A 23,498-nucleotide genomic window follows, 5' to 3' on the forward strand; every position below is an offset into this window, starting at 1 on the left:
TATTTCGGTGGTATTCTTGACGAAAGCCTCGTTAGGCCGTTTGCGTTCCTGCAGCAAAATCAAGCTGCGCTTTCTGGAACGCGGCACCCACGTTGTGGAAATCAATGCAATGCCCGACGTTCTCAATGAGGGCAGCATCGACGCGCGGACTGGCTGTGAACAGGTCCGCGAATGCCGCGACGCGTTCCTTTGATGTCAACCAAAGCTTCTCATGAGCGGCTTGTCGGTAATGCACAGGCACGTCGATACGCGCCGCAATGCCCGCGACCCGATTTTGCCACTCGCCCGTGATGTCGATCAATTCCGCGCGGGGCACGGCCGTATTGGCCATATGGCTGGCTTGGGGCATGTCCGCCGCATAGCTGCCCTCGGGGCCAAACATTACCGCGTCCTTCATTGGCGTTGGCAATTCGACAAAATATTGCTGCGGTAGGTTGGCGTAATTATCCGCATCCTCGGGCGGCGTTTCGGCCCCCACTCCAGACACTGCAATCCCTGACAACGACCAGCCCGCGCGGATCGACGCCAGCGTCAGAGCAATCGCCCCGCCAATGGAATGCCCGATCACAAAAATCGGCCGCCCCGCCAAACCAAGCTTGGCGATCAACGCTGGCAAAGCCGCATTCAGCGCTTGGGCATTGGCATCAATCATATCAGGCGTATCCGGCAAGGCTGTTGACTCGCGATACCCTGGCCTGTCGAGCGCCACGATATCAAATCCCTGTGCTACGGCACGGTCGATCAACGAGTATCCCGGAATATCGAAATAGTCGCAATTATAAGTGCCGCCATGGATCGCGAGGATCACCGGCAAACTGGTATCGCTGCCGCGTGCCACTTTGCCACTCAAAACCTGCGTGTCGATTTGTTCTTTGAAACTGGTGGTGTTTGCCTTCTGGTTCATTGTGTACTCCTCCCTAATTTTGTTATCCGCGATCTTTGATCACGCGGTTTTCCAGATGGCCAAGCCCCTCAACCTCCACCCGCATCACGTCCCCCACGCGCAGAAATTGCGGCGGATTCATCGCCACGCCAACACCACTGGGTGTGCCTGTTGCCAGAATGTCGCCCGGTTTTAGGGTCATGACTTGCGACAGATAGGAAATCTGCTGCCAGATGCTGTAGATCAGGTCGCGGGTATTGCCGTCTTGGCGCACCTCGCCGTTAATGAACGTGCGCAGGCGCAAGTCATGCGGATCACCGATTTCGTCCGGCAAGGTCAACCATGGGCCAATGGGTCCGTGCGTATCAAAGGATTTTCCGAGCGTCATGGTGCCTGTGCGCAATTGCCAATCACGAGCCGACACGTCGTTGGACACCATGTAGCCGCCAACAACCGAAGCTGCGTCCTCCTCAGAAACATAGCGACAGGTTTTGCCGATCACCACGGCAAGCTCCACCTCGTAATCAAGCTTTTCCGACACTTTCGGCGACACCACATCATCAAACGGCCCGTTGATACAGCTCACCTGTTTATTGAACCACAACTGGTACGGCGGCACCTCAACACCAAGCTTTTTTGCCTCCTCACCGTGATCGGCATAGTTCATGCCAATGGCGAGGAATTTCTCGGGTTGCGGCACAGGGGCTTGCAGCGTCACGTCGGTAAGCGGGATGAGTTCGCCTGAGTCACGGGTCACTTTGTCATAGGCCGCGCGCGCGGGCGCACCAGCTTTCAGAAACGCGATGATGCTATCAGGCAGGTCAGGGGCGGCGACGGAAAGGTCAATCAAGGCATCGCCAAAAACTTTGCCGAGCCGTGGCCGCGAATTCTTCGTAAATACTGCAATTGGCATATCGTTTCCTAATTCGTTGAAAGTGGTGAGCGTGCCATTTGGCACAGTATTTTTGAGGTTAGCAGGCGCGTCAGTTCATCACCGACCCACCGTCGACGACAATGGTTTGACCCGTCATAAAATCGCTGTCCTGTGACAGCAGAAAAATCACCGCGCCGTTCAAGTCATCTGGCATCTGGTCGCGCGGCAGGCAGCGCGACGCCACTGTCATTTGGTTGATCGCTTCGGTTTCGGCGGCATCCATGATGCCCTCGCTCAACGTGAAACCCGGGGTCAGGCAATTAACGCGAATACCCGCTGCCCCAGCTTCGCGCGCGACCACGCGGGTCAGCGCGACCACGGCCCCTTTGGAGGCGGTGTAATGCAGCAATCCCGGTGTGCCTTTGAAAAGCGTCCCTGAGGCGATGTTGACGATCTTGCCATAGCCCGCCGCCCGCATCCCCGGCATCACTGCACGGATACATTCAAACGTGCCGCGCACGTTGACCTGAAGCACGCGGTCAAACTCCTCGGAGGTGATTTGCTCAAACGGTTTGGGCCGCAGCGACGCAAACATCGCCGCGTTATTGACCAAACCCGTGACCTCACCAAACTGCGCGGTCACTTCGGCGACGAAATCCGCCACTGCCGCTGCATCGGTAATGTCGCAAATGGCGCCCATCGCTTCATGCCCCGCCGCACGGATTTCGGCAACACAAGCGTCGGGTGCGGCCACATCACATAGCGCCACACGCGCGCCTTGTGCGGCGATGGCCTTGGCATAGACCGCGCCAATTCCCTGCGCAGCACCAGTAATAATTATCGTGCGATCAGACAGTCGCGACATGTTTCGTCCTTTCAGAACAGGAACAGTTCCATGCCCCAAAGCGAAATCGCAGGGACGAAAGTGATGAGCAAAAGAGCCGCAAGGAAGACCGCAAAGAAGGGCAGCACACCACGATAGATATCAAGGGTCTGCATTTTCAACGCGGATTGAGCGACAAAGATATTGATGCCAAAGGGCGGCGTGAACAGGCCAATAGCGAGGTTCAGCGTCATGACGATCCCAAAGTGAACCTTGTCGATCCCCAGCGAGTCAACGATCGGAATGAGCAGCGGTGTCAGCAATAGGATCGCCGACAGAGGGTCCATGAAACAACCCACAACCAGCAACAGAATGTTGACCGCCAGCAGGAACTGCCAAGGCGAAATCTCCATCTCGGCAATCCAAGTCACCAGCGTTTGCGGCACCTGATTTACCGTAAGTATCCACGAGAAAAGCCCCGCAGCGGCGATGATGACCAACACTTGTGCGGTGAAGAAAACAGTCGAGGTCGCCGCATCCAAGATCTCGGACCAACTGAGTTCACGATAGATGAACCGCGTAACGATCAGCGCATAAGCACAGGCCACAGCGGCGGCTTCGGTCGGGGAAAAGACCCCGCCATAGATGCCGCCCAAAACGATCACCGGTGCGCCCAGCGCCCAAGACGCGCGGCCCATCGTATAGAGAATTCGCTTAAGCGAGGGCGCCTCAGTGGTACCAAAACCACCCGCACGGGCGCGCAACATGATAAAGATCGACAGCATCGCCGCGAGGATTAACCCCGGCACAACGCCAGCCGCATAGAGACGCGGGATCGACGCTTCAGCGGCAGCGCCATAGATAATCATCGGGATGGACGGCGGAATGATAATACCAATGGCACTGACCGAGGTGATCATCCCTGCCGAAAACCTTTGGGGGTAATTGTCGGCGGTCATCGCAGGATGCATGACCTTGCCGACGGCGACGACCGAAGCCGCACTCGAACCAGAGATCGCGCCAAAAACAGTGGCGGTCCCAACCGTGGTAACGCCCAACGATCCGGGCAGATTGCCCACAAGAGAGCGCACAAAATCTACCAGCCGTTTGGACACGGTGCCGCGCGACATCAATTCGCCCGCAAAGATGAAATAGGGAACAGCCAACAAGCCCGGAGAATTCAGGGATCCCATCAAATTTTGCTGAATGGCCGTCAGCGGCATTTGCATGTAGCCCGTGAGCGCCAGCACCGATCCCGCCAACAAAACGATGAAGATGGGAAAGCCAAAAAGCAACAAGACGACGGGCACGAGGCCCAGAGCGAAAATCATCCGACGGTCCTTTTCGTTGGTGTCACAGGCGCGAAAACCACGTCCTTACCCGCGATCAGACGCAAACAGCGGAGCGCCGCGATCAACGCGATCAACACAAGACTTACGGGGATCACGATATGGATAAGCCAGACCGGAAAACCCGAGGCGTCGCTGCGCATGCCGATGGCGTGGGTCCGCGTGATATAGGGCACGGATTGAAGCGCCACCCAACCACACAAAACCGCAATAACCGCCTGCTGGAATATCTGAAGGATCCTCTGTGCGGATTGCGGCATTAAGTTGCTCAGGATATCCATGCGGATTTCGGAATTGCGCCAACCACAAACAACCGCGCCAAGCCAACCAAGGGCGATCATCGCAAACACGGCAATTTCGTCGGCCCAGAGCAACGCGCTGTTGAACACATATCGGCTGATCACATTGTAAACGCTCAGACAAACCATCGCAATGAGCATGATCCCCAGCAGTTGCAGCAGGCCGTTAGCGACCTTGTCGAGAAAATGCATAGTCTTCCCCTTGAGAAATACGACCGGGGGCAATTCTGCTCCCCGGTACCTTTATGCGGATTACTGCGAAGCAGCGGCTGCTTCTTTCAGGACCTCAAAATCCGCCTGCATTTGCGGGTTCTGTGCGACAAGACCTTCCACGATTGGATTGGAAATCGAAAGAAAGAGTTCTTGCTCCGCGTCGTTCATCCGAATGACTTGCCCTCCAGCAGCTTCCCAAGCGGCTTCTTGCGCTGGAGCATTTGCCAAGTGATCAAAAATGACAGATTCCGCTTTCATCGCTTCATCCATCACGATTTTGGCCAAATCCGGTCCAATTTCATCAAGGAAGCCCGTGTTAACAACCGCGCCAACTGTGGTGTAGTTGCCTGGCAAATAGGTGACGTTCTTGGCGACATCGGCCATTTTAAAGGCGTTGACCACACCCATGGAATTGGTGGCCGCGTCGATGGTGCCCGTTTGCAAACCGGGAACAACTTCCCCCAATGGCATGGCGACTGGTGCCGCGCCCATTGCGATGAGCGGATCGACCAAGAGCGGAGCGGCCCCGCCCGTGCGGACCTTCACGCCTTCAAAATCTGCAACAGTTTCGAGAGGCTCTTTTGAGACAACAACCCCCTGCCCGTCAATCACGATCACCAGTGGTTTCACACCGGCGGCCGCGCCGAATTCAGACAGCATCTGGCGCGTTTCTGGCTGTTGGTAGGCGCGCATTGCATTTTCGGGAGAGTTGAACAATCCGCCCGCATCTAGCACCTGAAAGCGCGGGTCGAGCGCGTTGAAAAAGCCGATGATCGAAAACGAAACTTCAATCGTGCCCATCGAAACACCCTCAACCGCAGCTGGAAGCTGGCCGAGCTGGTTGGCGGGGAACAATTGCACGTCTATCTGTCCGTTCGAACTTGCTTCGACACCTTTTTCAAAGGCGACCATCCACGCGTAAACCGGATCTCTCTCGGTTGGCGGAATTGGCGCGGATACTTTTAGGACATGGTCCTGTGCGCTTGCGATCTGTGGTACAATCGCAGCAGTAGCCCCTGCGATCAATGCAACGGCAGTTACAGTTTTAATGCTCATTCTATCCTCCCTTATACTGTACGCCTGCGCCCCGTTTGGGCAACAAATCGACGCACAGTTCTCCCTCTTTTAAGCAGTACCATGGGGTCTGTCCCCACCGAAGATATGATCGGGCGTCAAGTGATGCCAAAACGGTATCAAGTTATGAAAAACAACGAATTGGCGTGGCCGCGCATCGAATATTATCCCGTCTATTCAGCATGTTCCATGTAAGTACGGCGACGTTTACTGTCGCAGAAAACGCGCCAAACTTTGGCGTATGGGCCCGTGATAGCACGGATTTCACGCCAACGGCGCATTATGACAGGTATTGAGCTGCCAGCGCGTTCCGTCGTGGTTCCAGACCTGTGTCGTCATGGCTGTTACATCAAGCACTTGCTCTGTATCGCGCACGTCGATTATCTGGGTGAGCCGCCCCGTCATCACGGCTGTATTGCCAAAGAACCGAATTCGAAGCGGGCCGCGTTCGATATTGCGAAACCTATACTTATCGCGAAATCCGCTCAGATATCCTTCTTTTGTATCCACCTGCCCTGTGAGGTGAATATGAACAAGATCATCCGTCAATAAATTCGCGAGACCGTTATAATCACCCGCCATAAGCGCGGCACACCGCAGCATTTCTCTGGCTTCTAGTTCCGCTGTACGTCCTGCTGGCATGATCCCCCCTTTGGTTCTGTATCGTTTTAGAAACCATTGGCGACCTTGGCGCGATCCACATTTCTTTTCGACGATAGGTTTCTGGTATCATCAACAAAAATACGCGAAATCAAGGGGAGCGATAATTTTCTGGTATCAGCAAAGGTGGTTTTCCATCTGCCCCATGTGGAGAGGCCGTGACAGAGTTTCACTGACCGATCGAGTTTGCGTCCTAACGGATTGCGCTCGTCTATACTGGGAGGAGAAACCATTGAAGAAACCAAAACCAATCGCGCAGAAACCAATACTGCACCACGTAACATTCAAAACGACACGCATGCAGGAAATGATGGACTGGTACGAAGCCGTGGTAGGCTGCGCACCCAATTTCGTTTTTGAAGGTGCCGCCTGGACGACGAATGATACGGCAAATCACCGGATTGCCTTTCTCGCCACCCCTGGGATCAAAGCCGATCCCGATAAGATCGTCCATGACGGTATCCATCACACGGCCTTTGAATTTGGCACGCTCCAAGGGTTGCTCGACAATTATGAACGTCTGGCCGAGGTCGGCATTCTCCCGCACATCAGCCTAGATCATGGGCTGACCATGTCGTTCTATTATGTCGATCCCGACGGCAATAGCGTTGAGTTGCAAAGCGACAACTTTGGCAACTGGATTCACTCCGCGCATTGGATGCAGACATCGCCCGAATTTGCACGCGAGCCTATCGGTGTCGAAGTTGATCCGCCCAAACTGATCAAGGCTCTGAAGGACGGGGTTGCCCAATCCGATCTGCTGAAGATGTCACGTGCTGGTGATTTCCTACCTGACACACCCGGCGACATCCGCTTGCCCAGCTGATCCCCAAACGCCGCGGCAGAGGCAACTCTGCCGCACGAAAATTGACGCCAAGGGCCCTTTGCGCCTTGGCCATCGGAGGCACTTTCACAGATGTCAGACCTACCTAGCGCCACAAAAGTGGCAATCATCGGCAGCGGGCCTGCGGGCCTCGCCCTTGCCATTGAGCTTGGCTATCGCGGCGTGCCTTGCGTTATCCTCGAACGCAGCGTCCGCGCAGGCTATGCGCCACGTGCCAAAACGACCCACTCACGGACTCGCGAACACATGCGCCGCTGGGGGATCGCCGATAAGCTGGCTGCCGCCTCGCCCTTTGGCGTTGAGTACCCTTCGCACGTTAATTTCGTGACCCGACTGGGCGGACATCTGTTGCACCGTTTTGAACACGCGCTCGATTGCAAGGCTGAGCGTAACGAGGAATTTTCCGAGCACGGCCAATGGATTCCGCAATACAAGCTTGAGAAAGTGCTGATTGATCACGCCTTGTCATTGCCGGGTGTTGAAATCTGCTATGGCCAGACATTCACAGGCTACACAGCCCTTGATGGCGGCGTATCGGTACAGCTTTATGACAGTGCCACCTCTCGCGACTGGGAGTTGTCGGCGGAATATCTTGTGGGAGCAGACGGGGCCGGAAGCGCCGTTCGCGACGCCATTGGCGCCAAGATGGAAGGCACCTACGGCCTCTCGCGCAATCTGAACGTCATTTTCCGTGCGCCCGAATTGGCCGCGAAACACCCACACGGCGACGGCATCATGTACTGGCAAATCAACCCCGATTTTCCAAGCCTGATCGGGCCGATGGACACGGGTGATCTCTGGTATTTCATGCCGACCGGCATTGATGCGGCCAACGCCCCAAGTCTGGAGGCCGCTGCGGATATGATCCGCGCGGCGACCGGAATTGACACCGAAATTGAGGTGCTCAGCTCTGACGAGTGGGTCGCGAGCAAGTTGCTGGCCGACCGGTTTCGCACGGATCGCACCTTTCTGATTGGCGATGCTGGCCATTTGCACCCACCGTTTGGCGGGTTCGGGATGCTGCTGGGGATTGGGGATGCTGTTGATATCGGCTGGAAACTCGCCGCGGTGCTTCAGGGTTGGGGCGGCACGGCCCTACTCGACAGCTTTGAGGTTGAGCGCCGCCAGACCGCGCAATTTGTGCTGGATGCCGCCGAGGCCAACCACACGATCCTCGCCAACCAGCTGATCCTACCGCACATCGAAGAAGACACACCAGAAGGTGTCGCCGCACGCCAAGAAGCGGCGGCAATGGTGCGCAAGCACAAGCACGGCGAATTCTATGCCCGTGGAGTGGTGTTGGGCTATTGTTACTGCAATTCACCCGCGATTATAGATGACGGCACGCAAAAAGACTGGAAGCGGTCGATTGACTATACGCCCTCGGCCACGCCGGGTTGCATCGCGCCGCATTGTTGGCTCGCGGACGACTCGTCGCTTTATGACCATTTTGGTCAGGGGTTCACGCTGTTGATTACCGATAAAGTTGACGCGCAAGAGATCGCCAAGGCGCGCAAAACGGCCGAAGACGTGGGCATGCCACTGACCGTGTTTGCACCAAAAGACGGGCGACTGGCCAAGCTCTATGGCGCACCCTTAGTCCTAATTCGTCCCGATCAACATGTTGCATGGCGCGGAGAAGTGGTGCCAACGGTCGAGGTTTTCGAACAACTCATCGGACGTCGCAGTTCGCTCAAAGCATAGAAAAAGGGATTACAATACAGCTGCGCCATCGGATTTGCGGCTGTGTTGTAGACCCGCGCGGCGGAACATGTCGAACATACATTCCGCCAGCGGTGTGAGCGAAAGATCGACACGCCGCACGAGGCAGATCGGTGCCGCTTCCAGAACATCGGTGATTGGCAGCACGTCAAACAACGCGCGATCAACGGGCGCATTCAACACCTGCATTGGAACTGAGGTCAGCAAATCGCTATTGGCCACCGCCAGCAGAGTCGCCGTAGAAGATGTGGTATGCATAATGATCCGTGGCATCGGCAATCCAAGCTGAACAAATGGTCGCTCAAAGTCGCCCTCACTTTTGCGGTCGTGCAAGGCCTGTTTGACCCATTCTGCCTCCCCAAGCTGACGAATCGATGTCGCCTGCGCAAGCGGGTGGCCTTTGCGCGCGATAACAACGCGCATATTCTGGAACAACACTTCCGACGTCACGCGGCTCCCCCGTCCGGTATCCATAAAGGGACCAACGAAAAAGTCGATTTCACCGTTGAGCAATTGACCCTCTATTGGCGCATAAAAGCTCTCAACGAACTTCATGACAGCGCGAGGGTGGGTGCGGCGAAAACTCATCACCGCTTGCGGCATCATGGCGAAAGTAGAAACCGCCGACATCGCCACGCGGACTTCTCCGACCATTTCGCCCTGCATTTGACTGATTTCTTCCGTCGCGCGCCGCAGTTCTTCTTCAACGGTGCGGGCCCGTTTGAGCATGGCCAGCCCCATCGTTGTGGGCAACATGCCAAACTGGTGCCGTTCAAACAAGGGAACGCCCAACTCCCGCTCCAATTCGCGGATGCTGCGCGTTATCGCGGGCTGAGTCACGCCTAGATGACGCGCCGCCGCGCGCAAACTGCCGGTGTCAGCGGTCGCAATTAGGTCCCTGATCTGGGTTAACTTCACGGGCCGATCTCCTAAAATGCGCCTGACGGTAAACCGCTTCTACCTCTCTTGCCCTCCGAATAATAGGTTGTGCCGCCTGAAAACGATAACGTTTCTTCTTAGGTGGGCTTTACTCTGGTTGGGACTCATAATTTGTGATGAAATCTTTCGGAATTTCTGGCCCCCACAGGTAAATCGAGTCCTCTGGTGGATAGTCGCCCGCCTCCCAATCGTGATCGACAGGAATATAGTCGATGTCGGCGGAATATTCCGAGTAGCTGCCCCATGGATCTTTGACATAATGGAAGTAATTCGACCCAAGCACGTGCCGTCCAAGGCCCCAACCTTTGTCAAATCCCTTGTCTGCCATTTGCGCCGCACCCAAGCCGATTTCATTGATGCCGCCCACGTCCCAACTGCAATGATGCAAACCGGGAGCGTCAGATTTTGCAAAGGCGACCAGATGGTGATCCGAGCCGTGAATCCCATGCATAAAACAAATACCATCGCCAGACTGGTCGCTCAAACGCAACCCCAATGTACGGCTGTAAAAGCGGATGCAGGCCGGAACATCGGGGGTAAAAATGAGCAGATGCGCCAGCCGATGTGGCTGGACCTTGGGCGCATTGCAGCGCTGCATTGAGCCCATCACACCCGCCGCCGACGAAGGAACACTAAAGTCCGCCTTTTGTGCTGGGCTTGTTTTTTCAGCAATCTTGACCTCAATCAAAACACCGAAAGGATCGCGAAACCAAATTCCATTGCTGTCAAAACCGAGCGGCGCATCCATGATCGGCACTCCGTCCGCCTCAATTCGTCGTTTCATCGGCTCGAAGTCTTCCTCAAATATCGCAAAGCTAAGATGGTTGAGCTTCTTGCGCCCAGCCTCCCCAAGGGACGCCCAGCGTTGGGTCGACCCGAAGGTATAAAGCCCCAACCCCTCCCCCTCTTCGCGCACATCTAGGCCGAAGCTGGTGTAAAAATCCTGTGCCACCCGAAGATCAGGCACCACCATGTGAAAGGTGTCCATCGAATGAATACCCAATTCGCCGGGGCGCTTGGTGATGCCGACTTTGCCAGTGATTGCAGTCATGGTTTTCTCCCTTAACTCAGGCGGATTTGGTGAGTGGCTGTAAAATTTCGTCGCGCACGGGGTTGGATAACTTACCGAGGCCCGTAATCTCGACTTCGCAGACATCGCCGTCAACCATCCAAAGCGGCGGCTTGCGCGCAAGACCAACCCCCGAAGGTGTTCCCGTGACGATTACATCACCGGGTTTCAAGGTCATGAACTGCGAACAGATCGAAATGGTTTGCGCAACAGAGAACACCATATCATCAATCTCGGCCTGCTGCACCACTTGGCCATTGAGGCGGGTTGTCAGTGCTAACCCGAGACAGCCCTTGGGTAACGCGTCCGCCGTGACAAAATAGGGTCCGAAGGCGCCTGTGTTGTCGAAATTCTTGCCTGCGGTCCATTGCGGCGACTTGACTTGATAGTCGCGGATTGAGGCATCGTTGAAGATTGAGTATCCCGCGACATAATTCAGCGCATCGGCCTCGGACACTTTGGACGCTTCGGCCCCGATGATCGCGGCCAATTCACCTTCATAATCGAGTTGGTTCGACACTTGTGGACGGATGATCGCGGCACCGTGCCCGATAAGAGACGAGTTGAAACGGCCAAACAGGGTTGGAAAAGTTGGCTGTTCAAAGCCGCTTTCCGCCGAGTGATCGCGATAGTTTAGCCCAACACACACAATTTTCTCGGGGTCTGCCACAGGGGGAAGATACGTGACCGCCGCCATGTCGATAACGGGACCATTCCCAAGCGCCTTTGCCGCGGCTTTGAGTGCCGGCGCTCCGGCGCGGATCAATGTCAGCAGATCGCCGGGAAACCCTTCGTCCTGTGCCATAAGGCCACGAAACGCGCCCTCAACCTCTATGGCGAGCCCGCGCTGCCCAGCAAATTCGAATGCGGCAAATTTCATGTCAGTTCCTCTGATAAGACAGGGAAACCATAATTTGCAATAATGTATCAGTCAATTAAAAATATATTATTTACCGTAGCTCGCAGTCGTGACTGTGGAATGGGCAACAGTATACTATTGCGATATAGTAGATGTTCATGAAATAGGTATCGGCAAAAGGGGATCAACCTATGGCGGCCAAGACTCAGAACCTAACAGCGCAGGCCTATGAAAAGGTCCGTTCGGATATTCTGGCCTGTCGCCTGCGACCTGGCGAAAAAATTAAGATATCTGACCTCGTGAGTGCCCTTGGCTTCAGCCTTGGTGCTGTGCGCGAGGCATTATCCCGTCTTACTTCTGAAGGGCTTGTGGTGGCTGAACCCAACAAGGGGTATCGCGTTGCCTCGATCACACAATCGGAGTTGGAAGACCTTACCAAAACGCGCATTCTTATCGAATGCTGTTGCCTAGAAAATGCGATCGAGAATGGCGATTTGAAATGGGAAACCGGCATTGTTTCAACGCAGTTTGAACTGTCCCGGATCAGCCTCCAAGATCCGAACGATCCCGACCGTGTCAACGAAGACTGGGCCGCGGCGCATAGTCGGTTCCATGCAGCTCTGGTATCGGCCTGTGACAGCCCGTGGTTGCTGCGCATTCGCGAGACGCTTTTTGCGCAATCCGAACGATATCGCAGCGTGTCCGTTCCCCTAGACAGTCGCAAGCGCGATGTGACCGCCGAGCACAAGGCGATTGCCGATGCCGCGATCGGTCGCGACAAAACCGCCGCGAGTATTGCGATGCGAGAGCATCTCGAACTTACCACGCGCATCCTGATTGACGCCGTCGTTAGCGACGGCGCTTTGGAAACAAAACCCATGCACAAACAGTCCTAACCCACGTTTTCTAGCGGGTATCAACCTCACCTTCTTCGCGAAGATTTGCCTTGATACTTCCGCCTTGATCGCTCGGATCGAATTAACCTTCGCAAGCCTTTTTCGTGTTGTGCCCCTGCAAATTCAGCCATACCCTGCACGGAATTTTACCCCTCCTTTTTCTAAAGGCACCCGTTGAAAACATGATGAAAGACACAATTTCAAAGCTATTAAGAGAGCCATTACTGCATTTCATTTTTGTTGGTGGACTCGTTTTTGCAACCTTTGCAGCGCTCAACGAGCGGCCAGTCAAACAGCAGGAAAACTTGCTTGTCGTGGATAACGCGGATCTGGTGCGCATCGCGGAACAATTTCGCGCCACTTGGATGCGGCTCCCCACACAAGACGAGATGGCCGGAATGGTCGACGGCTTTGTACAAGAAGAAGTGTTGGTGCGCGAGGCATTGGCCTTGGGGCTTGATCAAGACGATGCTGTAATCCGCCAGCGCCTTCGGCAAAAGATGGATTTCATAACGGGCGTCAATACAGTGGGTGCGCCCCCTGACGAGGCCGTGCTCAAAGCCTATTATGACGCGAATACTGCAAATTACACCCTAGATCCCATTGTTACTTTTGAACAAATCTACCTCGGCCCGAACGCCACTGACGCCCAGATTTCGGCGACACAAGACGCGGTTCACAATGGCCAACCGACCCAGGATTTAGGCGTTCCAACCCTGCTCCCCTCAACGCTCAAAGGCTCCACGCGCGCCAATGTGGATCGCAGCTTTGGCATGGGGTTCTATGACGCAATCGACGTGACACTGTTGGAGCAGTGGCAGGGGCCAATCGTGTCGTCCTTCGGTGTTCATCTTGTGCGCGTCGAAAACTTCAAACCCGCTGAAACCGTGCCCCTTGAATCCATTAAAGAGCGGGTTACACAGGACTGGCAAACCCAAAACGCAGAAGCCGAAAAAGCGCAAAACATCCACAACCTGCGCGCAAGGTATGACGTGCAAGTTGGTGATTATAGCGCGTTGTTGACGCAATGATCCGGCTTATTCTTGTTGGCCTCATGCTGGCCTTCTTTGGAGCGCCCGTTCCGTCGACTCACGCACATGCGCTTGAACCCGGATATCTGGAACTCGAACCTTTAGAGGCCGAAAACTGGCGCGTCACATGGCGCAAACCCGCCGTTTCGGGGCGACCTATGCCCATCGAAGCCGTGTTGCCGGAAAACTGTGCGTACCAACGCCCCCCGAGCACCCAATTCGATGGCTACGCGTATATCTCGCGCTGGACGACGGAATGCGTGGGCGGATTGACGGGCAACGAGATCACGATTGAAGGGTTGGAAAACACCAATACCGACGTGCTCGTGCGCTATACCCTCGATTGCGGAACTGGGCAAACGATGCGCCTGACGGCACGTACACCGTCCTTTGTGATCCCCGCTACGCCAAGTACCTTTGGCGTTTTCTCAAGCTATGTGGCGCTGGGGGTTGAGCATATCCTTGGCGGGATTGATCACCTCGTGTTTGTGCTTGCCCTGTTGTTGCTCATCCGAAATTGGCGTCCCTTGGTGGCAGCGATAACGGCCTTTACTGTCGCCCATAGTATATCCCTCGTGGCGGCAACGCTTGGCTGGGTCACGCTCCCTGCGCCTCCCGTAGAAGCGGTCATCGCGTTGTCGATTATGTTCCTCGCATCGGAATTGGTGCAACAGTCCAAGGACCACCAAACGCTAACTGTGCGCTATCCTTGGGCCGTGGCGTTTGCTTTTGGTTTGCTGCACGGCCTTGGTTTTGCTGGCGCTTTGGTCCAAATCGGCCTGCCCGAGGGCGACATCCCACTGGCGCTATTTTCTTTCAACATAGGTGTGGAAATCGGCCAACTCATGTTCATCACAGTTGTGCTATTGCTGGGATACTTGTTGCTCCGCTTGGCCCCAAAAAATGCCAGAAAAGCATTGCAATCACAGGGCGTCGCCCTAATCACCATTGGCTATGGAATTGGCGGCGTGGCGGCTTTTTGGTTTGTGCAAAGGCTAGCGCTATTTTGAACACGCCATCATGTACGGCCCCCCGAAGGTTTAACGCTGGTGCGTTTGGTCGACTGCCCCTGCGTTGCGGGTGCTGGACAAAACACGGACGGAACCTGAATATTCCCAACCACTTGGCCGATAAAACGGGCTGGAGCAACCAGATATGGTTACGCGCATTGAGCGCAGTTTGCATCGCTTCCTGTCGGGGTATAGATCAAAAAGGCGGCGCTACTATGGAGGTTGCCAGAATGCCGGCTGACCACGAGGGTGATCGTGGTATCGCCCAAACCCGACGACGTGTCTCAAATGAGAATGCCCGAAAAGGATTCGCGTAACCTCAGAAAATAGTTTCCTAGCCCGCCTTCGACCGCAAACAAGGGTGTCGCATCGCCCATGGGCCCGATGAATTGGCGTAGAGGATTCATCTGAGAGCCTTTCTTTTGGATCGTCGCAGCAACCTCTGGCATCAACGGTGAAACATTGCACACAGCCTCGGAATTTCAAGGACGCGCGCGGCGTAAAACGATGGGGATTCATGGGGAAAATCAGTGTCCGCCTCCCCCCGAGAGCATGGGCGCGCCAAAATATTAGGTATATTTTCAAATCAATACGTCGATAATACGCGGCGTGTGCCACCAAGCGCATCCACCCACCCTTTGATACTCGGATGTGTCCCAGATTGGCACCATCAGGGTCTTTCTCGGCATAGGCGGTATGTGCAGGAGCTAACATCCTGAACAGCGCTTTTGAACGATTCATCAACCACGGCACGCGCATAGCTTTCGGGTGTCTCAAGTTCGGCAGCGCCTGCCGTTGTGGCGCCCATTCGTGCCGCACTAAGGACCATATCATTTATTTTTCTCCCTTTATCTGTAGATGACTTTTTCAAGGAGGCGGCCGGAGTTTCAAATCCAGCCGTCCGAAAATCTGGATCGATGCGCCTTCCCACACTCAGAGTTGGCCCCACAGACCAAACGTTTCGATAGATCATTTAGCCCTTTAGGGTGCACCAAATCGGCGAGGTAATGGCCCGATCTTGTGTTTTGAAGGGGACCGTCACGGGGATATCTGGGTCGTACTTCACGCGATCATCGGCTGTCTTGTGCGGGGTCGAAATTCGATAACGCGAGCGTCATAGATCGCCTTGAGAGCAGGAGCAAAATCTGAGTCTGCCCATACAATCCCCCATCGCCCCCCCCCTTTTGCTATTGCCAACGACCGCGAAGTCACGACGCAGGGCGTCATCGTCTTTAAAATCCCAGCCACCAAGTAGACGCACGCGCATACACGACCCACCTCACGGCGCTCTATCGCAGCAAACAGCGCGCCACTCATAACTGTCGAGTTCGAGGCCCAATTCTTAGTTTTACAAAGCAATGTGCAACTCACCCACTTCGTTGACGACCCCATGTTCGGAGGGCACATTGGGCGTGTTTTTTCTCAATGAAGCTATCGTTGCCTGGACTAGACATCGATATGTGATTGTCGCCCGCACCGACCATGCCGAAATTGAACGGATTCACACCCAGAGTCTCTTTCAGCATCAAACCGCGCTGTAGGCCAGACTGCGGATATTCGCCAGCCAACATATCGTCGGTTTTATCCTCATAGTTTTGCAACCACCCACAAAGTTTACGCGGATCAATCGCCCCCATTGGTGGCGTTGTGGTACAGGGTTCGACTTGGCCAGCGCGCTCAGGTCCGTCGCGGAAAATAACGATGCGGTGGAGGGTGAACATGCTTAATCACGCGCTGGTTTTGCTGCGATTAATCGGGCACGAGCCCCTTTTCGGCATGGGCTCAGAGGGGGGGGAATTCAATTCCGATCGCCCAGTTGGAACTTGGTGAAATGGTGGGTTCGCGCAATGCCGGTGAAACTGCATTGCGCGAACCCACCCTAAACGGGGCAATCCACCGTGATTACGGCACTATCATTGTCCTCGATTGCAAAAAGCGAATGGACTGAGACCACAGATCTAGGCGGAGGCGTGCCCAGCCTAGAAATGGCACCTTCCTAACGACCCGTGATACCTGGAAACGCGAGGAGCAGGCCGAGCGCGATAATTTGCAACCCGATGAACGGAAGAAGCGATTGAAAGATTTCCCCCAGCGAGATGTCTTTGGGCGCAACGCTTTTGAGATAAAACGCGGCGGGACCAAATGGTGGCGATAGAAAACTCACCTGCATATTCATGGCAAACACAACGCCAAACCAAACAGGATCATAGCCGAGCGATACGACAATCGGCACAAAGATTGGCATCGTTAAAAGGGCGATTCCGACCCAATCAAGGAACATCCCAAGCACAAAGAGGATGGCCATCATAAACAGGATAATCAAAATAGGCTCGTCAGAAATACCGGTGATGAGCGACGAAACAAAATTGATACCGCCCATCAAATTGAACACGCCAACCAAGGCCGTGGCCCCGATCCCGATCCAAACGATCATCCCAACGGTTGCAAGGGTTTGCCGCGCCGCGCCGAGCAGCAAACTCGTTGAAAACTCGCCTCGGATTATGGTGGACAAGGTAACGCCAAACACACCCACAGCGGAGGCTTCGGTCACGCTGGCAATGCCGCCATAGATCGACCCAAGCACAAAAAACACAACCAACCCCGGCAGGAACAAACCTTTGAGAAGACGCAGTTTTTCTGCTCTTGGGATTTCGCCCTGTTCTGGAATTGGAGCCAGTGACGGGTTTAGGTAGGCGCGAATGAGGATGTAAACGACATAGAGACCTGCCAACATCAATCCGGGGAGGAAGGAAGCCGTGAAGAGATCGCCAATCGACACGTTTGCGGTAAGCCCGTAGACGATCAAAACGATGGACGGTGGGATCATCGTCCCCAACGCGCCCCCTGCGCAACACACGCCGATGGCGAGTTTGCGATCATATCCAAGGCGCAACATTTGCGGCAAAGCGATAAGGCCGAGAAGCACAACTTCGCCACCGATAATACCTGACATCGCTGCGAGAATGACCGCAACAAGTAAGGTTTGAATAGCGATGCCGCCGCGCAATCGTCCGCCAACCAGCCGCATAGCATCAAACAAATCGCGCGCGATGCCCGACCGATCAAGGATGGCGGCCATCAAAACAAACATCGGCACAGACACGAACACAAACGAATTCACAAAGCTGAAAATTCGGCTGGTGATCAGCGGCACGGCCATAGGTCCGAACCAACCCAGAGCGAATATCAAAGCGACCAAAAGGGTAACGAACGCCAGCGGCATGCCGGTAATGAGCAAAAGCAACAGCGCGGCGAACATGGCGAATGTCGCCCATTCAATACCCATAGCCTTGAAGTCTGTGAGGAGGGAAAGCCATTCCATGTTAGCTATCTTTCTTTTTGTAGTAGGAAACGGCCAACACTAGAAATTGAATAGCCATGAGGCACAGGATTATAAGCAGAAAGACTTTCAACAGACCCGGCGTTGGAGGGTTCCACGCGGAGCCGGACGTCTCCAAGCGAAAATCGCCAGTAGGGGTCCAAATTGCGCGTTTCACGCCTTGCCACGCGGCCCATGCGAATATCACCGACGCCAGAAAACTTGTGAGGGAAATCGCGATGTCAAAATGGCGCCGAACGGGTTTGGACAGGTAATCATAGATCAAAACAACACGGATATGGCTGTTGCGCGACACCACATAGAGGCCACCGAAGACAAACGCGCTGGCGTTCAGAAAAATCACGGTCTCGTGGGCCCAAATGGTGGGAGCATTCAGCACATAGCGCAGAAAAATTTCGAGGATCAGAATGGCTGCGGAGATTAAAATTCCGATGGCAAAGATGATGCCCACAGAATTAATGACTTGCCCCAATGCCCCTGAGTCCGGGTCAGCGCCTTCCTCTAAATGCAGTTTTTTGATTTGATCTTGGTCCATTGGGTTCACATCCCTTGAAAAAACGGCCCCGCCGAAATGACGGGGCCGCTTGTGGTTTAGATTACTCGGAAATCATGCCTTGCGCTGCAAGATATGCAGTGAGCACATCAAAAACGCGTTGTGCATTGTCCGAACGTGTCGCCACTTTGCTCCACTCACCCTGTGCAATCGTGCGGAATTTGGCGCGCTCTGCTGCGGACCAGTTGTGCACTGTGATTTCTGGGTTTGCGTTCGCTTCGGCAACAGCAATCGTATCGCGTGCGGCCAGTTGGCTCACCATATTGTTGGCGAAATCACGCACCGACATTTCTAGGATGGCGTGGATATCCGCAGGCATACTGTCCCATGTCGCTTTGTTCATCGACACTTCGACGAGTGGCATGGAGTGGAAACCGGGGTAAACGGGATGCTTGGCAACATCATGCATACCCTGCTCTTGATTGGTCGAGAACACGGTATAGTCAGCCGCGTCGATCACGCCTTTATCAAGCGAGGTAAACACTTCCGAACCGGGCAAATTGACCGGAGCCGCGCCTGCTGCTGCAAACACTTGCTGAACGAGGCCTTCTGGCGCCCGCATTTTCAAGCCTTTGAGATCGTCAACACCATCCAAGGGTACTTTTGAGATAAACGCTTCAAGGCCAGGGGTTGTGGCCCCGATAAAGTGCAAACCATAAGGCTCGACCAATTCGGCCATCAGTTCATTGCCGCCACCGTATTGCATAAACGCAAACATTTCATACGGTGAAGACCATGCGCCAACGGGGTTCGCAATTAAGCCAAACGCCGCATCTTTGCCCGTGAAGTAGGACGTATCGGTGATGTGACCGTCGATGATCCCTGCGGCAACCGCATCTTGGGTTTCTGTGTGTTGGACGATTGAGTTTACTGGCAACATTTCAACAGTAACCCGTCCACCTGTGAGGACGCCAACGCTGGCGGCCCATTCGCTTTGCAAACCAAAGTTAGGGTTGCCAGCGGGATCGGACGATTGAAAGCGCAATGCAAAGTCTTGTGCGAAAGCGCCTGAGGCGGTCATTGCAAGTGTCGCGGCAATCGCGAGTGATTTTACGTTTAGTGACATTGAGTTACTCCCTGATTTCAATGATTTATCGGATCGTTTCGTTAGAGGTGGCAAAATACGCGCGCACGGCATTTTCCACATCGGTCTGCACTTGATCTTTGCTGCCCGTAATATCGACAAAAAGAGCGTGTTCCTCTGGTGTCGGAGGTTCAAGCGTTTCGATTTGACTGTCAAGCAGCGTCGTGGGCATGAAGTGATCGCTTCGTTGCTTTAAGCGGTCAGCGATCAAATCTCGGTCACCGTGCAGATAGACAAACTTGACGCAGCCAATGCGACTTTGAAGCAGGTCGCGATACGACCGCTTGAGCGCCGAACAAGCGACGACAACGTTGCCCTTTGCGCGGGCAGATTCCGTCGCATCCCCTATGCTCTCAAGCCAAGGGATGCGCATGGCATCGGACAGTGGAATTCCCGCGGACATCGCTGTGATATTTTCACGTGGGTGATAGGTGTCGGCCTCGATATACGTCGCAGGCAAGCTCACTGAAAGCGCTTGGCCGATTGACGTTTTGCCAACACCGCAAACACCCATAATTACAAACGCTGCATTCAAGTCTATCTCCCCCCATGACCAAGACATGTTTAAATGATTGCGCAATCATTTGTCAAAAGAAATATCTTTTCTAGCTGGAAAAGCTTATACGTCATTACAAACAAGGAGAATTGAGGATGAAGAAACCAACCTTGATCGATGTCGCACGTATTGCAGACGTTAGCGCAATCACTGTTTCAAGGACTTTGCGCGATCCAGAACGGGTTTCCGAATCGACACGCATCAAAGTGCAAGCGGCGGTAGAGGAGCTTGGATACGTGCCAGACAGCGCGGCTTCTACGCTGGCCTCAAAACGTTCCACTGTGATTGGAATGCTCGTCCCGTCGTTTTCAAATAATGTGTTCTCACAAGTCTTGGCGGGTGCTTACGACGCCATTGAAGGCACTAAATATTCGATCCAAATTGGCAACACACGCTACAGCGCCCTCAAAGAAGAAGAGATGGTGCGCAGATTTCTTACGATGAAACCTGCGGGCATGATCGTCGCTGGGGTCGACCAAACAGAAATGACCCGCAAACTCCTCAAGGCGACCGACTGTCCCGTGGTGCAAGTGATGGATATTGCCGACGATCCAATCGACAGTATCGTTGGGTTTTCCAACTTCCAAGCCGCAGCAGAAGCCACCGATTATATGATTCAAGAAGGGTTTCGCCGGATCGCCTTTGTCGGCACGCGCATGGACCCTCGCACACAAATGCGTATGGCGGGATATCGGTCTATGATGGAGAAATCAGGCCTGTTTGACCCTGCCCTCCAAATAACGACGCAGATCAAATCGAGCGTGGAAATCGGGCGGCACCTCTTGGGTGACATTCTATCAACGGTTCCCGATTGCGACGCCGTTTTCTGTAACAACGATGATGTCGCGGTCGGAATCGCGTTTGAGTGCGAAAGACGCAATATCCGCATCCCTCAAGATATGGGAATCTGCGGATTTAATGATTTAGGAACGACATCTCAAATGAATCCAGCGGTAACTTCTGTACACACACCGCGCGTTGAAATTGGCAAAGTTGCGGCGCAAATCGTTATCGACGCCAACGCAAAAATCGAGACCAAAAGTGAAAAAATCTATGACCTTGGCTTTGAACTGAAAAAAAGGGCATCCACAAATCTACGGGGGGCCGCGTTCCGATCCAGCTGAGAGATTTAAAGTTAACTATAGGGAACGAGATCAACCGGAAACCAAAATGGCTTCCGGTTTCAATCTAGGTCAATCAGCCACTGCGGCGGGCGCTTTCCGGATCGTCAGATTGCTCTGATGGCACGAGGGCACGCACCAGTTTGCGCATGTCCAGTAAGCCAACTGGCTTGCCGTCCTTCATCACACGATAGCTAAGTGCTGTGTCGCCCTCCGACAGGGCAATCACAGATTCCAGCGTGTCATCATGATCGATGTCACCTGCCCGCTCCCCCGGTGCATCTGGTGTCTTAAGCATGACAGATCGCACCCGCAAAACCCGCGCGCGATTGATATCACTCACGAAATCTTCGATGTAGGGGTCTGCAGGGTTGAGCAAAATGTTTTGCGGCTCTCCCTGTTGGACAACAAAACCGTCCTTGAGAATGACCAGATGGTCTGCAAGTTTTAGCGCCTCGTCCAGATCATGCGTGATGAAAACGATCGTCTTTTGCAACTCGGCCTGCAACTCGTTCAACAGGTTTTGCATGTCGGTCCGGATCAAGGGATCAAGAGCCGAAAACGCTTCGTCCATCAACATAATGTCGGAGTTACTGGTCAACGCGCGGGCAATGCCCACCCTTTGCTGCATCCCGCCTGACAGTTGATGGGGATACTGCTCGCCCTGCCCTTGCAGCCCGACGCGATCAAGCCATTTGCGGGCCTCATCCGCATATTTGCGTTCGTTCTGCCCTTCGATGGATGGCGCAAGGCCCGCGTTTTGCAACACGGTCCGATGCGGCAGTAGCGCAAATTTTTGGAAGACCATCGACATTTTATGCTGCCGCAAGTGCCGCATCTGCTTCTCGTTGTATTCCAGAATGTTGTCGCCATCGACCCAGACTTCACCAGCGGTTGGCTCAATCAAACGGTTGAGGTGCCGAATAAGCGTCGACTTCCCCGAGCCTGACAAGCCCATGATGACCGTCGTTTTTCCGGCGGGCACATCGATGTTGATGTCGTTCAGGCCAAGAACATGGTTGTGCTCTTCCAACAGTTCAGATTTGCCCATCCCGTCAATGATGTGTTGCAGGGCTGGCTCTGGGTCGTCTCCGAAAATCTTATAGAGATTACGGATCGAGATCTTGATTTCTGGTTCGTTCATATCCGTCACCTCTTATCTAGATTGACTTACATTGATGCGAGCAAGCGCCGCCTTGGTCACGCGATCAAGAATGATTGCAAGAAGCACAATCCCCAGACCAGAGAGCAGACCTACGCCAAGTTCAAGCGAGCGAATGCCGCGCAGAACCAGCACACCCAGACCGGGGGCTGAAACCAGCGATGCAATGACGACCATTGCGAGGCTCATCATGATGGTTTGGTTGACGCCTGCCATGATATTTGGCAGCGCCAGCGGGATTTCCACGTTGAACAGTTTTTGCCGTTTGGTCATGCCAAAGGCATCTGCGGCTTCGGTCACGTCGGGATCAACAAGACGGATGCCCAGATCCGTGAGGCGGATCACCGGTACGATCGCATAGAGAATAATGGCGATACCGTAGAGTTTTGGTTCCGTCACCGAGAAGAGGAAAATCAACGGGATCAGATAAACGAACGGCGGCAGGGTCTGGAGCATGTCCAAAATCGGGATCATTGTGCGCTGTACGCGGTCGCTCCGCGACATGGCTATCCCTATGGGCACGCCAAGTAACACACAGGTTATCGCACAGACAAAGATGATCGCCAGCGTCTGCATTGTGTAGCTATAATAATCAACAAAACCGAGGAACCCGAAGCAAATCGCAACCAGCCCAACCAGTTTCCACTGCCGACTAACGGCATAAGCAATGAGCATCAACAGCGGGATCATGACGAACCATGGCACCACCTGCATTACCCAGAGCGCTTCGTTAAGCGCCCAGCTCAGGGGTTGAGTCAGCGGGTCGACGACGACTTTCAGACTGTCTTTGATCGATAGGAAGCCTTCTTCTAGTCCACTGGTCAGCTCACGTGATTGTGGAAAGGCGGGACAGGCTTCATGCAGGGCATCCATGGAGGGAAAAGGCGTTTCCCAAGCCGAGGCGACTACATCTTCGTCTGATGTCTCCGCCAGAAGTTGCGCCATCGACGTCATTCCTCCGCCGTCATCTCCGCTGCTACCGCACCAGTTGCGTAAGCCAAGTCCGTCGAAAACAAAATCGTAAGTCGCCATACATCCCTCATTCAGGCCATCGTTTCGGCCCTATTCTATTGTTCGTCTAAACGACGACAGGGCCAGATCATGTGAACTGGCCCTGTTAAATGGATCGCCTAAAAT

Annotated in this window: 24 protein-coding genes and 1 pseudogene; 7 read left to right on the forward strand and 18 right to left on the reverse strand. The window is 54.3% G+C overall.

What is annotated here, in order from left to right; translation table 11 throughout:
* Window positions 1-31: 31 nt before the first annotated feature.
* The 6 genes from AB9F29_RS07145 to AB9F29_RS07170 all read right to left on the reverse strand — a co-directional run bounded on the left by AB9F29_RS07145 (window position 32) and on the right by AB9F29_RS07170 (window position 5,497).
* A complete protein-coding gene (locus tag AB9F29_RS07145; protein ID WP_369755102.1) occupies window positions 32-904 on the reverse strand; it encodes an alpha/beta hydrolase in 873 nt (290 codons plus the stop codon).
* A 22-nt stretch (window positions 905-926) separates the two neighbouring features.
* Entirely contained in the window at window positions 927-1,796 is an 870-nt protein-coding gene (locus AB9F29_RS07150) for a fumarylacetoacetate hydrolase family protein (RefSeq protein WP_335583500.1), read from the reverse strand.
* Window positions 1,797-1,866: 70 nt separating this feature from the next.
* On the reverse strand, window positions 1,867-2,622 hold the full coding sequence (locus AB9F29_RS07155; protein ID WP_369755104.1) for an SDR family NAD(P)-dependent oxidoreductase: 756 nt from the start codon (window positions 2,620-2,622) through the stop codon (window positions 1,867-1,869).
* Between the two features lie 11 nt (window positions 2,623-2,633).
* Entirely contained in the window at window positions 2,634-3,911 is a 1,278-nt protein-coding gene (locus AB9F29_RS07160) for a TRAP transporter large permease (RefSeq protein WP_369755105.1), read from the reverse strand.
* On the reverse strand, window positions 3,908-4,420 hold the full coding sequence (locus AB9F29_RS07165) for a TRAP transporter small permease (protein ID WP_369755106.1): 513 nt from the start codon (window positions 4,418-4,420) through the stop codon (window positions 3,908-3,910). Before AB9F29_RS07165 ends, AB9F29_RS07160 begins: the two co-directional genes overlap by 4 nt.
* Window positions 4,421-4,480: 60 nt before the next feature.
* The gene (locus AB9F29_RS07170; RefSeq protein ID WP_369755107.1) at window positions 4,481-5,497 is read right to left on the reverse strand and encodes a TRAP transporter substrate-binding protein; all 1,017 of its coding nucleotides are present in this window, start codon (window positions 5,495-5,497) and stop codon (window positions 4,481-4,483) included.
* Window positions 5,498-5,578: 81 nt separating this feature from the next.
* Here AB9F29_RS07170 and AB9F29_RS07175 point away from each other — a divergent pair, with 81 nt between their 5' ends.
* On the forward strand, window positions 5,579-5,710 hold the full coding sequence (locus AB9F29_RS07175; RefSeq protein ID WP_369755108.1) for a hypothetical protein: 132 nt from the start codon (window positions 5,579-5,581) through the stop codon (window positions 5,708-5,710).
* Between the two features lie 69 nt (window positions 5,711-5,779).
* Here AB9F29_RS07175 and AB9F29_RS07180 read toward each other — a convergent pair whose 3' ends face one another.
* Window positions 5,780-6,157: a nuclear transport factor 2 family protein gene (locus tag AB9F29_RS07180; protein ID WP_369755109.1), complete on the reverse strand. Its 378-nt coding sequence runs from the start codon at window positions 6,155-6,157 to the stop codon at window positions 5,780-5,782.
* Window positions 6,158-6,407: 250 nt separating this feature from the next.
* On the opposite strand from AB9F29_RS07180, the gene AB9F29_RS07185 reads away from it, so the two are divergent.
* Entirely contained in the window at window positions 6,408-7,001 is a 594-nt protein-coding gene (locus tag AB9F29_RS07185) for a VOC family protein (RefSeq protein ID WP_369755110.1), read from the forward strand.
* 90 nt (window positions 7,002-7,091) lie between these two features.
* On the forward strand, window positions 7,092-8,723 hold the full coding sequence (locus tag AB9F29_RS07190; protein WP_369755112.1) for an FAD-dependent monooxygenase: 1,632 nt from the start codon (window positions 7,092-7,094) through the stop codon (window positions 8,721-8,723).
* Window positions 8,724-8,732: 9 nt separating this feature from the next.
* Here AB9F29_RS07190 and AB9F29_RS07195 read toward each other — a convergent pair whose 3' ends face one another.
* From AB9F29_RS07195 to AB9F29_RS07205, 3 genes are all read right to left on the reverse strand, one after another.
* Window positions 8,733-9,659, reverse strand: a complete 927-nt coding sequence (locus AB9F29_RS07195) for a LysR substrate-binding domain-containing protein (RefSeq protein WP_335583508.1) — start codon at window positions 9,657-9,659, stop codon at window positions 8,733-8,735.
* A 109-nt stretch (window positions 9,660-9,768) separates the two neighbouring features.
* On the reverse strand, window positions 9,769-10,731 hold the full coding sequence (locus AB9F29_RS07200; RefSeq protein WP_369755113.1) for a VOC family protein: 963 nt from the start codon (window positions 10,729-10,731) through the stop codon (window positions 9,769-9,771).
* 16 nt (window positions 10,732-10,747) lie between these two features.
* Window positions 10,748-11,629: a fumarylacetoacetate hydrolase family protein gene (locus AB9F29_RS07205; RefSeq protein WP_369755114.1), complete on the reverse strand. Its 882-nt coding sequence runs from the start codon at window positions 11,627-11,629 to the stop codon at window positions 10,748-10,750.
* 170 nt (window positions 11,630-11,799) lie between these two features.
* On the opposite strand from AB9F29_RS07205, the gene AB9F29_RS07210 reads away from it, so the two are divergent.
* The 3 genes from AB9F29_RS07210 to AB9F29_RS07220 all read left to right on the forward strand — a co-directional run bounded on the left by AB9F29_RS07210 (window position 11,800) and on the right by AB9F29_RS07220 (window position 14,545).
* Entirely contained in the window at window positions 11,800-12,504 is a 705-nt protein-coding gene (locus tag AB9F29_RS07210; RefSeq protein ID WP_369755116.1) for a GntR family transcriptional regulator, read from the forward strand.
* A gap of 182 nt (window positions 12,505-12,686) precedes the next feature.
* Window positions 12,687-13,535, forward strand: a complete 849-nt coding sequence (locus AB9F29_RS07215) for a peptidyl-prolyl cis-trans isomerase (protein ID WP_369755117.1) — start codon at window positions 12,687-12,689, stop codon at window positions 13,533-13,535.
* Window positions 13,532-14,545, forward strand: a complete 1,014-nt coding sequence (locus tag AB9F29_RS07220; RefSeq protein WP_369755118.1) for a HupE/UreJ family protein — start codon at window positions 13,532-13,534, stop codon at window positions 14,543-14,545. Before AB9F29_RS07215 ends, AB9F29_RS07220 begins: the two co-directional genes overlap by 4 nt.
* A 149-nt stretch (window positions 14,546-14,694) precedes the next feature.
* Here AB9F29_RS07220 and AB9F29_RS07225 read toward each other — a convergent pair.
* The 6 genes and pseudogenes from AB9F29_RS07225 to AB9F29_RS07250 form a co-directional block, all read right to left on the reverse strand.
* Window positions 14,695-14,817: pseudogene (locus AB9F29_RS07225) on the reverse strand (hypothetical protein); the annotation flags it as partial.
* Window positions 14,818-15,912: 1,095 nt separating this feature from the next.
* Complete coding sequence (locus AB9F29_RS07230) at window positions 15,913-16,266, reverse strand: DUF3604 domain-containing protein (RefSeq protein ID WP_369755119.1); 354 nt, start codon at window positions 16,264-16,266, stop codon at window positions 15,913-15,915.
* 275 nt (window positions 16,267-16,541) lie between these two features.
* Window positions 16,542-17,867: a TRAP transporter large permease subunit gene (locus AB9F29_RS07235; RefSeq protein ID WP_039002663.1), complete on the reverse strand. Its 1,326-nt coding sequence runs from the start codon at window positions 17,865-17,867 to the stop codon at window positions 16,542-16,544.
* Between the two features lies 1 nt (window position 17,868).
* A complete protein-coding gene (locus AB9F29_RS07240; protein ID WP_369755121.1) occupies window positions 17,869-18,420 on the reverse strand; it encodes a TRAP transporter small permease subunit in 552 nt (183 codons plus the stop codon).
* Between the two features lie 61 nt (window positions 18,421-18,481).
* The gene (locus tag AB9F29_RS07245; RefSeq protein WP_335583518.1) at window positions 18,482-19,504 is read right to left on the reverse strand and encodes a TRAP transporter substrate-binding protein; all 1,023 of its coding nucleotides are present in this window, start codon (window positions 19,502-19,504) and stop codon (window positions 18,482-18,484) included.
* Window positions 19,505-19,529: 25 nt separating this feature from the next.
* Window positions 19,530-20,057: a gluconokinase gene (locus tag AB9F29_RS07250; protein WP_335583519.1), complete on the reverse strand. Its 528-nt coding sequence runs from the start codon at window positions 20,055-20,057 to the stop codon at window positions 19,530-19,532.
* Window positions 20,058-20,173: 116 nt separating this feature from the next.
* Here AB9F29_RS07250 and AB9F29_RS07255 point away from each other — a divergent pair, with 116 nt between their 5' ends.
* Entirely contained in the window at window positions 20,174-21,202 is a 1,029-nt protein-coding gene (locus AB9F29_RS07255) for a LacI family DNA-binding transcriptional regulator (RefSeq protein ID WP_369755123.1), read from the forward strand.
* Window positions 21,203-21,275: 73 nt separating this feature from the next.
* Here AB9F29_RS07255 and AB9F29_RS07260 read toward each other — a convergent pair whose 3' ends face one another.
* A complete protein-coding gene (locus AB9F29_RS07260) occupies window positions 21,276-22,343 on the reverse strand; it encodes a glycine betaine/L-proline ABC transporter ATP-binding protein (protein ID WP_369755124.1) in 1,068 nt (355 codons plus the stop codon).
* Window positions 22,344-22,355: 12 nt separating this feature from the next.
* Window positions 22,356-23,393: a proline/glycine betaine ABC transporter permease gene (locus AB9F29_RS07265; protein WP_039002657.1), complete on the reverse strand. Its 1,038-nt coding sequence runs from the start codon at window positions 23,391-23,393 to the stop codon at window positions 22,356-22,358.
* Window positions 23,394-23,498 lie beyond the last annotated feature (105 nt).

Origin of the sequence: Falsihalocynthiibacter sp. S25ZX9 (assembly GCF_041205405.1) — a bacterium.
Classification (GTDB): Bacteria; Pseudomonadota; Alphaproteobacteria; order Rhodobacterales; family Rhodobacteraceae; genus Falsihalocynthiibacter; species Falsihalocynthiibacter arcticus.